We start from the raw sequence: 15,861 nt of genomic DNA, 5'->3' as shown, positions 1-15,861 counted from the left end.
GTCGTCCGGGGCGGGAACGCCGGTGGCCCGCACCCCCGTCGTCCGGGGCGGAAACGCAGGTGGCCCGCACCCCCGTCGCCCGGAACGGGAAACGCAGGTGGCCCGCACCCCCGTCGCCCGGAACGGGAAACGCCCGTGACCCTCACCCCGTCGCCCGGAACAGAAACGCCGGTAGCCCTCACCCCGTCGCCCAGAACAGAAACACCCGTGGCCCGCACCCGGTCCTCCGGGGCGGGCCACAGGCGCAGGGCCGGGCGGCGCGGCTCGTTCAGAGCTTCTTCGGTGCCTCCGCCGCTTCCGCCGCGTCCTCCAGGGCCTTCAGTGCCGGGTCCATCACCACGTCGTGCTCGCGGGCCTCCGTGGTCGGGTCCTCCGGGAAGTGGCAGGCCGTGAGGTGGCGGTCGCGGTTGCCGGAGAGCTGGATCAGCGGGGGCTCCTCCGAGGCGCACTTGTCCTGCGCCTTCCAGCAGCGGGTGCGGAACCGGCAGCCGGACGGCGGATGGATCGGCGAGGGGACGTCACCGGCGAGCCGGATCCGCTCGCGCGGCTCGTCGTCGTCCGTCATCTCCACCTCGGGGACGGCGGACAGCAGGGCGTGGGTGTAGGGGTGGCGGGGCCGGTTGTAGATCGAGTCCCGGTCGCCGACCTCGACCACCTTGCCGAGGTACATCACGGCCACGCGCTGCGAGAAGTGCCGCACGATCGCCAGGTCGTGGGCGATGAAGACGAACGCGATGCCCATCTCCTCCTGGACCTTCTGGAGGAGGTTCACCACCTGGGCCTGGATGGAGACGTCCAGCGCGGAGACCGGCTCGTCGGCCACGATCAGCTTGGGGTTCAGGGAGAGCGCGCGGGCCACGCCGATGCGCTGGCGCTGACCGCCGGAGAACTCGTGCGGGAAGCGGTTGTAGTGCTCGGGGTTGAGACCGACCAGCTCCAGAAGCTCGCGCACGCGCGTCTCCCGGCCGCCCTTCGGGTTGATCCCGTTGACCTCCATCGGCGACTTGATGATCGTGCCGACGGTCTGGCGCGGGTTCAGCGAGGAGTACGGGTCCTGGAAGATCATCTGGATCTCGGAGCGGACCGGGGCCAGCTCACGGCGCGAGGCGCTGGTGATGTCCTGCCCCGCGTAGTTGATCGTGCCGCCGGTGGGCTCCAGCAGCCGGGTGATCAGCCGGCCGGTGGTGGACTTGCCGCAGCCCGACTCGCCGACCAGGCCGACGCTCTCGGCGACCCCGACGGTCAGGTCGACACCGTCCACCGCCTGGACCGCGCCGACCCTGCGTTTGATCGGGAAGCCGCCGTAGATGGGGAAGTGTTTGGTCAGCCCCTTGACCTCCAGGAGGGTCTCCGGGACGGTGTCGGCGGCGCCCTGCTGTGCGGGGAGCGTGAGGTTCTCGCTCATGATGTCGAATCTCCCTAGCGCAGCCGGGGCTGGATCTCGTCGATGAAGATGGTCTGCTTCTGCTCCGCCGTGAGGTGGCAGGCGGAGGCCCGGCCCTCGCCCAGCGCCGGGCGGGTGGTGGTGCACAGTCCGCCCGCGATCTTCTCCGGGTAGGCGCAGCGCGGGTGGAAGGGGCAGCCCGACGGCGGGTTGAGCAGCGAGGGCGGGGAGCCCGGGATCGGCGTCAGATCGACATTGATGTCGCCGTCCAGCCGGGGCATCGAGCTGAGCAGGCCCCAGGTGTACGGGTGCTTGGGGGTGCGCAGCACCTCCCGGACGCTGCCGCGCTCCACGGCCCGGCCCGCGTACATCACCAGCAGATCGTCGGCCATGGTGGAGATCACGCCGAGGTCATGGGTGATGAAGATGATCGCGGAGCCGAACTCCTGCTGGAGGTCCTTGAGCAGATCCAGGATCTGCGCCTGCACGGTCACATCGAGCGCGGTGGTCGGCTCGTCCGCGATCAGCAGATCGGGGTCGCACATCAGGGCCATGGCGATCATCGCGCGCTGGCGCATACCGCCGGAGAACTGGTGGGGGTAGTCGTCGAAGCGCACCTTGGGCTGCGGGATGCCGACCTTCTCCAGCATCTGCACGGCCCGGGCCTTGGCCTCCTTCTTGGAGGCGCCGGTGTGCTTCATGAACGGCTCGGAGAGCTGGCGGCCCACCGTGTAGTACGGCGACAGCGCGGTCAGCGGGTCCTGGAAGATCATCGCCATCTTGTTGCCGCGGAGCTTCTCCAGCTCCTTCTCGCTGGCGGTGACCAGTTCCTTGCCGTCGAGGACGATCTCCCCGTCGACGGTGGTGGAGCGGGGGTTGTGCAGACCCAGGACGGTCAGGTTGGTGACGGACTTGCCGGAACCGGACTCGCCGACGATGCCGAGGGTCTTGCCGCGCTCGACGTCGAAGGACAGTCCGTCGACGGCCTTGACGATGCCGTCCTCGGTGGAGAACTGCACCCGCAGGTCACGGACCGAGAGGAAGCTCTCGGGCCCGGTCGGGGCCGGGGCGTCCTCGGTCTTGGTCAGTGTGGTCACGGTGGTGGGGTTCTTCCTAGGAGAGCCGGACGCGCGGGTCGATCCAGGCGTACACGATGTCGACGAGGATGTTCAGAAGCAGGATGAAGAAGGCGCCGAACAGCATGACGCCCATCGTCAGCGGGAGGTCCTTGGTGGTCGCGCCCTCGACCGCGAGACGGCCGATGCCCTGGAGCGAGAAGGTGATCTCGGTGACCACACCACCGCCGAGCAGGGCGCTGATGTCGATGCCGAGGACCGTGACGATGGGGATGAGCGAGCCGCGCCAGGCGTAGCGGAAGAACACATAGCGCTTGGGCATGCCCTTGGCCCGTGCGGTGCGCACATGCTCCTCGGAGAGCTGCTCGATGAGCGAGGCGCGGGCCATACGGGTGTACTGCGCGGTGAAGATGGTGGCCATCACGATCATCGGGATCCACAGTCCGGCCAGCCAGCCGAAGGGGTCCTCCGTGAACGGGACGTACTTGGGGTCCTCCACCCAGCCGGTGCTGTAGACGAAGATCAGCAGCACGATCGGGCCGAGGAAGTAGATCTGGAACGAGCTGAGCACCATGGACGAGCCGGTGGCGATCTTGTCGACCAGGGTGCCGCGCCGGTACGCGGCGAGCATGCCGGACCCGATGCCGACGGTGAGGAAGACCACGATGGCGCCGAGGGTCAGCGACAGGGTCAGCGGGAAGCGGTCCATGATCGTGTGCCAGACCATGTCGCCGGAGTAGAAGGACTGTCCGAGGCAGGGCGCGGAACAGTGGCCGGTCGGGAAGTCACGGCCGACGACGATGCCGGACATGAAGTCCCAGAACTGCGTGGTGATCGGAAGATTCAGACCGAGGGCGGTTCTGATCTGGTCCAGTCGCTCCGGTGAGCAGTCCTTGCCACAGGCCAGGGAGGCGTAGTCGGACGGCGCGGCGACGAACAGGAAGAAGGTCGCTGCCCCGATCAGGAACAGGGTGACGACGGCACCGACCAGACGCCGGATGATGAACTGAAGCATGGCGGGGAGGCTGCTCTCTGCGGAGACGGTGGGAGGTTTGCGCGGAACCGCGGGAGTGCGCTCCGCCTGGTGCGCACTCCCGCGATCAGCCGTAGAGAGCTACGACTTCAGGAACAGCCGGGTCACGTCGATGTAGCTGGACTCGGTGCTGTAGCGGGCACCACCGATGTTCGAGCCGTAGAGCTGGAACTGCTTGGTGTACCAGAGCGGCGCGGCCGGGTTGATCTCTTCGAGGATGTAGTGGTGCGCCTCGGTCCAGGTCTTGGCGGCCTCGGTCGGCTCCTGGGTCAGGGCCTTGTTGATCAGCTCCTGGACCTTCGGGTCGTTGATGTGCGAGTAGTTCGGCGAACCGTCGGAGATCAGCGAACCGTCGTAGACCGGGGTGACGACCGTACCGGCGGACGGCCAGTCCTGGCCCCAGCCGGAGATGTAGATGTCGTACGGGTTGTCGAGCTTGCCGATCTGCTCGTAGTAGCTCGCCGCGTCGATCTCCTTGGCGACCACCTCGATGCCGATCTTGGTCAGCGCGTCCTCGATGGCGACCTTGCGCTTCTGGCCGGCCTCGCTGTTGGCGTAGGCGAAGACCAGCTTCTTCTCGGCGGCCGGGACGTCCGCGAGGAGCTCCTCGGCCTTCTCGATGTTGCCCTGCGGGGCGGTCAGCCGGCCGTAGGGGTCGTACTTGGCCTCGAAGCCCGGCAGGGTCGGGGCGAACAGGTTCGGGGCGACCTCGCCACCGTAGGCGCCGCCCTCACCCGCGATGAGCGAGTTGGAGTTCACCGCGTGGGTGATGGCGTCCCGGACGGCCTTGTTCTTGACCCGGTCCAGGTTGAAGTTCAGCACCTGGACGTAGGGCTGGTAGCCCTGGATCGTGCGCTTGTTGACCTCGGCGTCGCCGACGACGTCCTGGATCTGGGTGGCCTCGACGCTGCCGGTGAACTGGATGGCGCTCTTGGCGTCGCCCTGGTCGGCGATCAGACGCTTGGTCTGGGTCGACTCGGTGACCCCGAACTGGAAGTCCCAGCCGTCCACGTACTGGTGGCGCACGGAGTCGGAGTTCGGGTCCCACTGGTCGTTCTTGACCAGCTTGAGGGACTTGCCGACCTTGTACTCGGAGATCTTGTACGGGCCGGTGGCGACCGGGGCCTTGTCGTACTGCTCCTTGGTGTCGGTCGCCTCGGGGACGATCGCGTACCCCGGCATGGCCAGCGTCTGGGGCAGGTCCGGACGCGCCTTGTCGAAGTGGAAGACGATCGTCTTGTCGTCCGGGGTCTCCAGGACGGTGTCCGGGAGGTGCTTGTCGCCGTAGCCGCCGTCGGGCAGCTCCTTCTTGTACTCGGCGCCGCTCAGCCAGTTCTGGACGTAGTTCGGGCCGTCGAAGATGAACTCGGCGTAGGTGCGCTCGATGGTGTGGCGGACATCGGCGGAGGTGATCGCCGTGCCGTTCTGGTCCTTGACCCCGTCCTTGAGGGTGAAGGTCCAGGTCTTGCCGTCGTCCGACATCTGACCCGAGTCGGTGGCGAGGTCGCCGACGACCGAGACGCCGCCCTTGCCGTCCTCCTCGAAGTTGGTCAGACCGCGGAAGAGCAGGTTGGCGACCTGGCCGGCGTCCGAGACATAGATCTGGCCCGGGTCCAGGTGGGACAGGCCCGCCTCCTGGTACGCGATGATCGTGCCGCCGGGCTTGGCGCCGGGGACCTCTTCGGCCGGGCCGGTGGAGGCGGCGGCGTCCTCGTAGGTGACCGCCGCCGACTGAGCCGCCGCGTCATCCTGGTTCTGGTCGGACTCGGCGCCGTCGGAGCCGGTGTTCTCCGAGCAGCCCGTGAGCGCGAGCGAGCCGGCCGCGATCGCGACGACTATGGCGCGGCGTGCTCTGCGCGAAGTGAACGTCTTCATAGCGGTGAATGCACCTACCTGTCGGTTGTTATCCATGAGTACTGCCTGACGCGGCCGGCAGGCCGACGCGGGGGCGGCAGTCACCCCCCACCAATGGACGCTTCACCGCCCGGACTTGGGGTCGAAGGCATCCCGTACGGAGTCCCCGAGGAGGTTGAAGCACAGGATGAAGATCACCAGTGCCACACCGGGGAAGAACATGAAGGCCGGGTTCTGCTCCGCGTACTGCGCGCCGGCCGCGAACAGCCGCCCCCAGTCCGGGGTCGGCTCGATGAAGCCCACACCGGCGAAGGACAGGAAGGCGATGGTGAGGATCGTGCTCGGCAGCTGGTACGTGAACTGCACCAGGATCGGCGAGACGACGTTCGGCAGGATCTCCTTGCGGACGATCCGCCAGGGGGAGGCGCCGGAGACCTTGGCGGCCTCCACGAACTCGCGCTCGCGCAGTGACAGCACCGTCGAGCGGACCAGCCGGGCCATGCCCATCCAGCCCAGCAGCCACAGCACGATCAGGATGGCGAGCGCCCGGAAGTAGGTGGGCGTCGCCTCCCGCGGGTCCACGAAGAACGCGGTCACGACCGGCATGAAGGCGATGAAGAACAGCTGCTGCGGGAACGACAGGAAGAAGTCGGTGACCCGGCCGATCCAGTAGTCGGTACGGCCGCCGAAGTAGCCGCCGATCAGACCGATGGTGATACCGGTGACCATCAGCAGGGTGGTCACGCCCAGCGCCATGAACAGCGACGTCCGCATGCCGTAGACCAGCATCGCGAACAGATCACGGCCGTACTGCGGCTCGACACCGAACCAGTGGTCGGCGGAGACACCGCCGAAGTAGCCGAGCGGCAGACCGAAGCTGTCCAGCACGGGCTTGTCGGCGTAGGTGGGGTCCTGGCCGTACAGGGTGTACGGGTTGGTACCGCTGATTCCGGTCAGTACGGGAGCCAGCAGGGCGACGACGAAGTAAAAAATCACTACACCGGCGCAGATCATCCCGGTACGGTCACGCCTGAAGCGCTGCCACATCAGCTGCCCGGGGGAACGGCCCTCAAGCTTGGGCTCGCCCTTGGCGACCTCGGAGGTCGCGTCCAGCTCAGGGTCCAAGGCGACCGCGGACCCCGAGCCCTCGGCCTTGGTTGGACTGGTCATGTGTGTTCTTCCCCCGGGGGGTTGGAGAGTTCAGCGCAGCACAGATACCGGCAGGTTCTGTGGTTTGGGGGAACTTTCGCCAAGTGCATCAACGCGCGTCAAGGGCGGAAGGCATAGGGATCTCCCTACCGTGCATATTTTGAGCAAAAATTGCGAGGATCGACACCTGCGCGCGCTTGACATGTGAGACAGTAAACCGGCGAAATGGACATTTAGGGACGTTTTTTTGGTTTACATGTCCGAAACTTGATCGCTCGCTCACCGATATCCGAACAGTGCTTTAAGGGTTGCCTCGGGTGATCCGGAACGCGCCCGATCGGGGGCTGCGTTCGACCCTTGAAGTGGCCTTCACCACATTGACCGACGGCTCCTCGGTGAGCGTACGGGCTCCCCGGCGACCCGCGGGCGGGAACGCGGAAGAACCCGGCCCTCCGGGCGGAGAGCCGGGCTCCGGGGCCCTCAGGGGGCCCTGTGAGGCGTATACGAGGCCCTAGGGGGCCGTACGGGACCGTACCGGCCCCCGGGACACTCCGGTCAGCCGTGCTTCGCGCGGCTCGCCGCACGGGCCCGCTCACGGGCGTCCAGGTTCACCTTGCGAATGCGAACCGCCTCCGGGGTCACCTCGACACACTCGTCGTCCCGGCAGAACTCCAGCGACTGCTCCAGCGACAGCTTGCGCGGCGGCACGATCGACTCCGTCACATCGGCCGTGGACGACCGCATGTTGGTGAGCTTCTTCTCCTTGGTGATGTTGACGTCCATGTCGTCGGCGCGGGAGTTCTCGCCGACGATCATGCCCTCGTACACCTCGGTGCCCGGCTCCACGAAGAGCACGCCGCGCTCCTGGAGGTTCGTCATCGCGAAGGCGGTGACCGCGCCGGACCGGTCGGCGACCAGCGAGCCGTTGTTCCGGGTCTGGAGCGGGCCGAACCAGGGCTCGAAGCCCTCGTGGATGGAGTGCCCGATACCGGTGCCGCGGGTCTGGGTGAGGAACTCCGTCCGGAATCCGATCAGCCCGCGCGAGGGCACCACGAACTCCATCCGGACCCAGCCCGAGCCATGGTTGGACATGTTGTCCATCCGGCCCTTGCGGACGCCCATGAGCTGCGTGACCGCGCCCATGTGCTCCTCCGGGACGTCCACGGTCATCCGCTCGACCGGCTCGTACGTCTTGCCGTCGACCTCCTTGGTGACCACCTGGGGCTTGCCGACCGTCAGCTCGTAGCCCTCCCGGCGCATGGTCTCCACCAGGATGGCGAGCGCCAGCTCACCGCGGCCCTGCACCTCCCAGGCGTCCGGCCGCTCGGTCTCCAGCACCCGCAGCGAGACATTGCCGATCAGCTCGCGGTCCAGACGGTCCTTGACCTGGCGGGCGGTGACCTTGCGGTCCTTGACGGCCGCCTTGTTGTCCGCGCCCTTGCCGGTGGCGCCGCGGCCGACCATCGGTGAGGTGTTGGTGCCGATCACCATCGAGATCGCGGGCTCGTCCACCGTGATCAGCGGGAGCGGGACCGGGTTCTCGGGGTCCGCGAGGGTCTCGCCGATCATGATGTCCGGGATACCGGCGACCGCGCAGATGTCACCCGGGCCGGCCTTCTCGGCGGGCTTGCGGGTGAGCGCCTCGGTCATCATCAGCTCGGAGATCCGGACATTGGCGATCGAGCCGTCGCGCTTGATCCAGGCCACCGTCTGACCCTTGCGCAGCTCGCCCTGGGCGACCCGCAGCAGGGCGATCCGGCCGAGGAAGTTGTCCGCGTCCAGGTTGGTGACATGGGCCTGGAGCGCGGCCTCCTCGTCGTAGACCGGCGCCGGGATGTGCTGGAGGATCGTGGAGAAGAACGGCTCCAGGCTGTCCGAGTCGGCGGGCACCGTGCCGTTCTCCGGCTTGGTCAGCGAGGCGATGCCGTCGCGGCCACAGGCGTAGACGATCGGGAACTCGATCTGCTCCTCGTCGGCGTCCAGGTCGAGGAAGAGGTCATAGGTCTCGTTGACGACCTCGTCGATGCGCGAGTCGGGGCGGTCCGTCTTGTTGATGCAGAGGATCACGGGCAGCCGCTGCTGGAGCGCCTTGCGCAGGACGAAACGGGTCTGGGGCAAGGGTCCCTCGGAGGCGTCCACGAGGAGGACCACTCCGTCCACCATCGACAGACCACGCTCGACCTCGCCACCGAAGTCGGCGTGGCCGGGGGTGTCGATGATGTTGATCGTGATCGGGTCGCCGCCGTCCTTGGGGTGGTACTTCACCGCCGTGTTCTTGGCGAGGATCGTGATGCCCTTCTCACGCTCCAGGTCGTTCGAGTCCATGACCCGGTCGTCGACCTGCTCAAGCTGATGGGCGGCGAAGGCACCGGCCTGCTTGAGCATGCCGTCGACGATGGTCGTCTTGCCGTGGTCGACGTGGGCGACGATGGCGACGTTGCGGATGTCGTGACGCGTTGCAGTCACAGCCATGGTGCGGCGTACTCCCGGAGTGTGAGGACGGCCTGCGTGTACGTCTGCGTCGACTTCGGTGTCTGCGTCCGTCACACGGGCCATGCCGGGCTTGACATGCCACGGCCTCACCCCATCCTACGTTGCGGTTTCCTCCGGGGTGCACGGAGGGGGTTTGTGCAGGTGGGGACAGCTGAGGGGTGGGTTGCCACTCACCGCGTCGGCGGGGTGCCGAGGCTTTTAGGGGCGCTGGGGGTACCCCCTCTGGGGGAGGAACTGCGCGACCAGCCCCGACGCACCCGCACTCGAACGACTACCCCTTCTTCTTCCCGTCCTTCTTCAAGAACCCCATGTCCTCATAGACCGGCGTCTGGAAGGAGAAGGCCCCCGCGTTCACCAGGGACGTCCTCGTGGCGACGAGCTGAGGCCGCTGGTACAGCGGGATCGACCCCGCTGCCGCCCAGATCCGCCCGTCGGCCTTGCGGAGCAAGGACCGCGTCTCGCCCTCGTTCAGCGTCGAGATCGCCTGGTCGAACAACTGATCGACCTGATCCGTCCCGACCCGCGTGTAGTTCTGCTCCACGTTCAGCGACCCGTCCGCCGCCGGCACCGGCTTCGCGTAGATCGGTCGCGCGTCCGTCGCGGGGTAGGCCGACGCCGGCCACGAGTAGAGCGCCAGATCGTACTCACCGGACGCGATGTGGTCCTTGAAGTAGCTCTCGTCCGAGACCTTCTTCAGCTCCGTCCCGATCCCCACCTCGTCCAGCATCTTCGAGATCCGGTCGGCGACCGCCCGCAGCGTCTCCGACCCCTTCCCCGACGGCACCACGAACCGCAGCGTCAGCGGCTTGCCGTCCTTCGCCAGCGGCCCCCGCGGCGCCTCGGCCGGTGCCGCGGTGCCCTTGGGCGCGTACGCCCCCGGCGCCCCGCCCTGCTTCAGGCCCTCCCCGGCGTACTGCTTGCCGTCCTGCGCGGGGTGCGCCGCGTCCTGCGTGCCCGGTCGGCCGGCGTCGTCGCCGTCGCCCGCCTTGCCGTCCTCGCCGACGATGTAGGTGCCGTCCTCACCGCCCGGCGACTCCTCCTCGCCGTCCTGCGCGGCGCCGTCCTTGGACTCGTCCTCCGGCCCCGCCGCCTTCTTCCCGTCCTTGGCCTTGGCGCCGCCCGGCACCCACCCGGCGTCCGCGAGGAGCGCCTGCGCCTCCTTGGTGTCCTGGTCGCCGAGGGCGCCGCTGTTGTCGGCGTAGGCGGCCTGGCCGGAGAGGGCGAGATGGCTGCCGACCGGCTCGGCCGGCAGGCCCAGCGGCTTGAGGACCAGCTTGGCCAGCGCCTTGCGGTCCAGGGCGCGGGCCACCGCCCGCCGTACCCGCTCGTCGGCCAGCGGGCCGTCGAAGCCGTTCAGCGCGAGCTGGGTGTAGGCCGGCTCCAGGGATCGGCGGATCTCATAGCCCCGCAGCGCCTTCTCCTCGGCGGTGAGCGGGCGGGCCGGGGCCTGCGCCCCCTCAGCGCCCTTCTCCGGCTCGTCGGAGTCCTTCGGCTGCTCCGGGCCCGCCAGCCCCACCTTGCGCGCGCCCGCCGGGTCGACCTCGGCCAGGTCGAGCCGTCCCTCGGTCAGCTCCTGGATCCGCTGCTCGCGCGGGACCGACCGCAGCTCGATCTCGGAGAGCTTCGCCGGCTCACCCCACCAGCGCGGATTGCGGGTCAGGGTGATCCGGTCGTTGTCCCGGTCGATCTTCTTGACCTGGAACGGCCCGGCCATCGCCTTGAGCTTGCGCCGCGCCCCGTCGTTGAAGGCGTCCGGCGTGCCCATGACCTCCTTGGGGTACAGCGGCGAGAACAGCGAGCGCCAGTCGGCGTAGGGGCGGGCGAAGGTGACCCTGACCTCCAGGTCGTTCTTGCCCCGCTCGATCCGCTCGATCCGGTCGTACCCGGCGTTGCGGGCGGTCCAGTAGGCGCTGTCCTTGCCGTTCAGGGCCCGCCACTGGGCGGCGAAGTCGGCGGCGCCGATCTCCCGGCCGTCGCTCCACACCGCCTGCTGGTGGAGCTTGTAGAGGACCACCTGGCGGGGCTCGGTCTTGACCACCTTCGCCGACTCCAGGAAGTCGGTGTTCATCTCGGGGCGGCCCTTGGCGTCCAGCCGGAACATCGACGGCAGCACGGCCTGGGCGACCCGGCCGGTGGTGGCGTCGGCGTCGGACTGGAAGGCGTTCAGGGTCTCCGGGACGGAGTCCACCGCCCAGCGCAGGGTGCCGCCGTCGGCGACCTGGTCGCGGGCGACCGGGGCGATGTCCTGCCCGGCCGACGGCTTGCCGGCGGGGTCGTCCGAGCCGCAGGCGCTCAGAAGCGGCACCGCGAGGGCACCCGCGGTGAGGAAAGCGACCGAGCGCAGCACCGCGCGCGGACCGACGGGGTGGGACATCGCTGCATACCTCCGGGGAGCCGCGGGAGTTATGATCATGAGTGGCCGGAAATTTACCTATATGGAGTTGATCGGATGATTTCTCCATATACGGCCACTGAAGAGGAAAGGGTTCGGCAACAGGGGGCGACACGGCGCCGACACGCGGGAATGTCACCCGGGCGGCTCAGTCGCGAAGGCTGTCGCCGGGACCGTCGCCGGGACCATCGCCGAGGCTGCCGCCAAGGCCGTCACAACGGCCCTCACGACGGCCCTCACGACGGCCGTCACCAAGATCGTCGCCGGGACCGCGCACCCGTGCGCCTCGGCCAACGCCTCGGCCAATCGGTGCACGTCCCTTCCCAGCGGCCGGTGTGACGCGCAACACTCGCAGGCGCATGAACGTCGCCGTCCACGCCGGCCCCGGGCCGCGCCCGACATCGAACGCCGACGGAAATGAGGTCACGTCATGTCCGTGCACGAGGAACTGACGTCGGTCCAGAAGAGCCTCGACGACCTGTCCCGGTCGGTGCGGCGTCTGGAGCAGCAGGTGGGCGACGGGCTCGACGTCCGCCGGGTCCGCACCGACTGCGAGCATCTGCGCGAGAGCGTGGCGCTGCTGCGGCAGGCGGTCGCCGCCCCGGCCGCGCCGAAACGCCCGGAGCTGGTCACCATCCCCGACACCCCCTACGACAACAGCCTGTGGGTGGACACGGACGACGAGGGCCTCGGCGCTCGCGACCGGCGTGCGCCCTGAGAGCGGCCCCCGAACCCCGACCGGAGTCATCCATTGGCAACTGGTACGGAACCTCCCGCCACCCGATCCCATCCGTCCCATCCGTCCGGCGGTGACCGCGGCGGCGTCCGCGGTGCCGGCCGCGCCGCCATCGCCGCCCGCCATCTGCGCACCGACCGCTGGTGGCTCGCGCCGGCCGCCACCGCCGCCGGGCTGCTGGCCTTCATCGCGTACTCGACCTGGCGGGCCTTCGCCAACGCCGACTACTACGCCGCCCCCTATGTCTCGCCCTTCTACTCCCCCTGTCTGGCGGAGAACTGCGAGCCCATGCGCGGCGGCCCCAACTGGGAGATCTTCGGCAGCTGGTGGGGTCTGTCCCCGGCCATCCTGATCCTGATCTTCCCGCTCGGCTTCCGGCTGACCTGCTACTACTACCGCAAGGCGTACTACCGGGGCTTCTGGGCGTCCCCGCCCGCCTGCGCGGTCGCCGAGCCGCACGCCAAGTACACCGGCGAGACCCGCTTCCCGCTGATCCTCCAGAACATCCACCGGTACTTCTTCTACGCGGCGCTGCTGGTCGCCTGCATCCTCACCTGGGACACCGTCCTCGCCTTCCGCGACGAGCACTACGCATGGGGCCACATGGGGCTCGGCACCCTGGTGTTCCTGGTCAACATCACCCTGATCTGGGCGTACACCCTGTCCTGCCACTCGTGCCGGCACATCGTGGGCGGCAAGCTCAAGCACTTCTCCCGGCATCCGGTGCGCTACCGCATGTGGCAGTGGGTGGGGAAGCTGAACGCCCGCCATATGCAGCTCGCCTGGGCGTCGCTGGTGAGCGTGGGCCTCGCCGACTTCTACGTGTACCTGGTCGCTTCCGGCGCCTTCGACGATCCGACCATCTTCTAGTGGATAAAGGGTGTTTCTGATGTCCGTGGTCGACCGGCAGGAGTGGGACGTCGTCGTGATCGGGGCCGGTGGCGCCGGGCTGCGGGCGGCGATCGAGGCGCGCGAGCGGGGCGCCCGTACGGCCGTGATCTGCAAGTCGCTGTTCGGCAAGGCGCACACGGTGATGGCGGAGGGCGGGATCGCCGCCGCCATGGCCAACGCCAATGAGCACGACACCTGGCAGACCCACTTCCGCGACACCCTGCGCGGCGGGAAGTTCCTCAACCAGTGGCGGATGGCCGAGCTGCACGCCCAGGAGGCCCCGGACCGGGTGTGGGAGCTGGAGACCTGGGGCGCCCTGTTCGACCGGACCGAGGACGGCCGGATCTCGCAGCGCAACTTCGGCGGGCACGAGTACCCGCGTCTCGCGCATGTCGGCGACCGCACCGGCCTGGAGCTGATCCGCACCCTCCAGCAGCGCACCGTCGCCCTCCAGCAGCAGGACCACCGCGAGAGCGGCGACTACGAGTCCGGGCTGAAGGTCTTCCAGGAGTGCACGGTCACCCGCATCCTCCAGGACGAGGACGGCCGGGTCGCCGGGGTCTTCGCCTACGACCGCGAGACCGGCCGCTTCTTCGTGCTCCGGGCCCCGGCGGTGGTGATCGCCACCGGCGGCATCGGCAAGTCCTTCAAGGTGACGTCGAACTCCTGGGAGTACACCGGCGACGGCCACGCGCTGGCGCTGCTGGCCGGGGCGCCCCTGCTGAACATGGAGTTCGTGCAGTTCCATCCGACCGGCATGGTCTGGCCGCCGTCGGTGAAGGGCATCCTGGTCACCGAGTCGGTGCGCGGCGACGGCGGGGTGCTCCGCAACTCCGAGGGCAAGCGGTTCATGTTCGACTACATCCCGGATGTCTTCAAGGAGAAGTACGCCGAGACCGAGGCCGAGGCCGACCGCTGGTACGACGACCCGGAGAACCACCGGCGCCCGCCCGAACTCCTCCCCCGCGACGAGGTCGCCCGCGCCATCAACTCCGAGGTCAAGGAGGGCCGGGGCTCCCCGCACGGCGGGGTGTTCCTGGATGTGTCGACCCGGATGTCCGCCGAGGTCATCAAGCGCCGGCTGCCGTCGATGTATCACCAGTTCAAGGAGCTGGCGGATGTCGACATCACCGCCGAGGCGATGGAGGTCGGCCCCACCTGCCACTACGTGATGGGCGGGATCGCCGTCGACTCCGACTCGGCGGCGGCGCGCGGGGTGCCGGGGCTGTTCGCGGCCGGTGAGGTGGCCGGCGGGATGCACGGCTCCAACCGGCTCGGCGGCAACTCGCTCTCCGATCTGCTGGTCTTCGGCCGCCGCGCGGGCTGGCACGCCGCGGAGTACGCGGCCGGGTACGACGCCGGGGCGGACGAACGGCCCCGGGTGCCGGACACCGCCGTGGACCTGGCGGAGGCGGAGGCGCTGCGCCCGTTCTCGGCGACGGAACCCTCCGGGGGTGAACCGGCGGGCAACCCGGCAGGGAGCAACCCGCCTGGGGGCGATCGGGCCGGAGGCAACCCGGCAGGGGGCAACCCGGCAGGGGGCGATCGGGCCGGAGGCAACCCGGCAGGGGGCAACCCGGCAGGGGGCGATCGGGCCGGAGGCCCGCCGGAGAATCCCTACACCCTCCACCAGGAGCTCCAGCAGACCATGAACGACCTGGTGGGCATCATCCGCCGGGAGGGCGAGATGACCCACGCCCTGGAGAAGCTGGCCGAGCTGCGCGAGCGGGCCGGGCGGGCCGGCGTCGAGGGGCACCGCCAGTTCAACCCGGGCTGGCACCTGGCGCTGGACCTGCGGAACATGCTGCTGGTCAGCGAGTGCGTGGCCCGCGCGGCGCTGGAGCGCACCGAGTCGCGCGGCGGCCACACCCGTGAGGACCACCCGGAGATGGACCGCCGCTGGCGCAATGTGAACCTCGTCTGCGCGCTGCACGACCCCGCCGGGACCGGCTCGGTGCACGGCCGGATCGATCTCACCCGGGAGAACACCGAACCCATCCGCCCGGACCTGCTCGCCCTGTTCGACAAGGAGGAGCTGGTCAAGTACCTCGCCGAAGAGGAGCTGTACGAGTGAGCGGCTACAAGGCCCGTTTCAAGGTGTGGCGCGGCGATACCGGGGGCGGCGGTCTGGAGGACTTCGCGGTCGAGGTCAACGAGGGCGAGGTGGTGCTCGACATCATCCACCGGCTCCAGGCCACCCAGGCGCCCGATCTGGCGGTGCGCTGGAACTGCAAGGCGGGCAAGTGCGGCTCGTGCTCGGCGGAGATCAACGGGCGCCCGCGGCTGATGTGCATGACCCGGATGTCGGTCTTCGAGCCGGACGAGACGATCACGGTCACCCCGCTGCGCGCCTTCCCGGTCATCCGCGATCTGGTCACGGACGTCGGTTTCAACTACACCAAGGCCCGCGAGGTCCCCGCCTTCGTCCCGCCGAAGGACCTGGGCCCCGGGGAGTACCGGATGTTCCAGGAGGACGTGGACCGCTCGCAGGAGTTCCGCAAGTGCATCGAGTGCTTTCTGTGCCAGGACACCTGCCATGTGGTGCGTGACCACGAGGAGAACAAGCAGGCGTTCGCGGGCCCCCGCTTCCTGATGCGGGTCGCCGAGCTGGACATGCACCCGCTGGACGCCGCCGAGGACTCCGGCCTCGACCGCGGGACCACCGCCCAGGACGAGCACGGCCTCGGCTACTGCAACATCACCAAGTGCTGCACCGAGGTCTGCCCCGAGGGCATCAAGATCACCGACAACGCGCTGATCCCCCTGAAGGAACGGGCCGTCGACCGCAAGTACGACCCCCTGGTCTGGCTGGGCTCGAAGATCAGAAGGCGCTCCCCCTCCTGACGGCACACC

11 protein-coding genes are annotated in these 15,861 nt (G+C 68.8%); 4 read left to right on the top strand and 7 right to left on the bottom strand.

Annotated elements, in window-relative coordinates; genetic code table 11:
• Positions 1–268 precede the first annotated feature (268 nt).
• The 7 genes from ABZX40_RS06545 to ABZX40_RS06515 form a co-directional block, all read right to left on the bottom strand.
• A complete protein-coding gene (locus ABZX40_RS06545) occupies positions 269–1,405 on the bottom strand; it encodes a dipeptide ABC transporter ATP-binding protein (protein ID WP_355748166.1) in 1,137 nt (378 codons plus the stop codon).
• Positions 1,406–1,419: 14 nt separating this feature from the next.
• Complete coding sequence (locus ABZX40_RS06540; protein WP_355748163.1) at positions 1,420–2,481, bottom strand: ABC transporter ATP-binding protein; 1,062 nt, start codon at positions 2,479–2,481, stop codon at positions 1,420–1,422.
• 16 nt (positions 2,482–2,497) lie between these two features.
• Positions 2,498–3,475, bottom strand: coding sequence for an ABC transporter permease (locus ABZX40_RS06535; RefSeq protein ID WP_355748160.1), 978 nt, complete (start codon positions 3,473–3,475; stop codon positions 2,498–2,500).
• 99 nt (positions 3,476–3,574) lie between these two features.
• Positions 3,575–5,368, bottom strand: coding sequence for an ABC transporter substrate-binding protein (locus tag ABZX40_RS06530; protein WP_355748157.1), 1,794 nt, complete (start codon positions 5,366–5,368; stop codon positions 3,575–3,577).
• Between the two features lie 102 nt (positions 5,369–5,470).
• Entirely contained in the window at positions 5,471–6,517 is a 1,047-nt protein-coding gene (locus ABZX40_RS06525) for an ABC transporter permease (protein WP_355748154.1), read from the bottom strand.
• Positions 6,518–7,051: 534 nt separating this feature from the next.
• On the bottom strand, positions 7,052–8,968 hold the full coding sequence (typA, locus tag ABZX40_RS06520) for a translational GTPase TypA (RefSeq protein ID WP_355748151.1): 1,917 nt from the start codon (positions 8,966–8,968) through the stop codon (positions 7,052–7,054).
• A gap of 292 nt (positions 8,969–9,260) precedes the next feature.
• Entirely contained in the window at positions 9,261–11,363 is a 2,103-nt protein-coding gene (locus tag ABZX40_RS06515; protein ID WP_355748148.1) for an ABC transporter family substrate-binding protein, read from the bottom strand.
• Positions 11,364–11,811: 448 nt separating this feature from the next.
• On the opposite strand from ABZX40_RS06515, the gene ABZX40_RS06510 reads away from it, so the two are divergent.
• From ABZX40_RS06510 to ABZX40_RS06495, 4 genes are all read left to right on the top strand, one after another.
• A complete protein-coding gene (locus tag ABZX40_RS06510; RefSeq protein ID WP_355748145.1) occupies positions 11,812–12,099 on the top strand; it encodes a hypothetical protein in 288 nt (95 codons plus the stop codon).
• 129 nt (positions 12,100–12,228) lie between these two features.
• Positions 12,229–12,987 (top strand): hypothetical protein, encoded by a 759-nt coding sequence (locus ABZX40_RS06505; protein WP_355748246.1) that lies wholly within the window; start codon positions 12,229–12,231, stop codon positions 12,985–12,987.
• Positions 12,988–13,006: 19 nt separating this feature from the next.
• On the top strand, positions 13,007–15,082 hold the full coding sequence (locus ABZX40_RS06500; protein WP_355748142.1) for a fumarate reductase/succinate dehydrogenase flavoprotein subunit: 2,076 nt from the start codon (positions 13,007–13,009) through the stop codon (positions 15,080–15,082).
• A complete protein-coding gene (locus tag ABZX40_RS06495) occupies positions 15,079–15,852 on the top strand; it encodes a succinate dehydrogenase/fumarate reductase iron-sulfur subunit (protein ID WP_355748139.1) in 774 nt (257 codons plus the stop codon). The genes ABZX40_RS06500 and ABZX40_RS06495 overlap by 4 nt, the downstream gene beginning before the upstream one ends.
• The last annotated feature ends 9 nt before the right edge of the window (positions 15,853–15,861 follow it).

It is taken from the genome of Streptomyces sp. NPDC004610 (genome assembly GCF_040609715.1).
Taxonomy (GTDB): Bacteria; Actinomycetota; Actinomycetes; order Streptomycetales; family Streptomycetaceae; genus Streptomyces.
Note: the sequence above shows the minus strand (reverse complement) of the source record. Positions and strands in the feature narration are given on the sequence as shown.